Annotated in this window: 1 protein-coding gene; it reads left to right on the top strand. The window is 59.5% G+C overall.

Features of this window, described 5'->3' with window-relative positions:
* Positions 1-233: hypothetical protein (locus AC0L2P_RS32450; protein ID WP_473507274.1), on the top strand; the 233-nt coding region annotated here is incomplete at its 5' end.
* Between the last annotated feature and the right edge of the window lie 19 nt (positions 234-252).

Genomic DNA, 252 nt, shown 5'->3' with positions numbered 1-252 from the left:
ACCATGGCGAGCGTGCTGACGCCGAGCTTCAGGAACGAGCGCGCGGCATCGGCCGGCGCCACAGGGCGAACCGTCATGAAATCCCCTCCAGGAAACCCCGTCTTCTTTCAAGGGACGGGTATGGTTGTTGCCCCTCCTGTGAAATCGATGGCGACGAAAGCCAACAAGCCCGCATACGTATTCAATGCGGCCGTTTCGGTCTGTTGCATTATTACGACAGGGTGCGCGGCTGACCCGGATCCGTCATAGGAT

The sequence above is a fragment of the Mesorhizobium sp. WSM4836 genome, assembly GCF_055811815.1.
The sequence above is the reverse complement of the archived record's forward strand: the minus strand, read 5'-3'. Positions and strand labels throughout refer to the sequence as shown.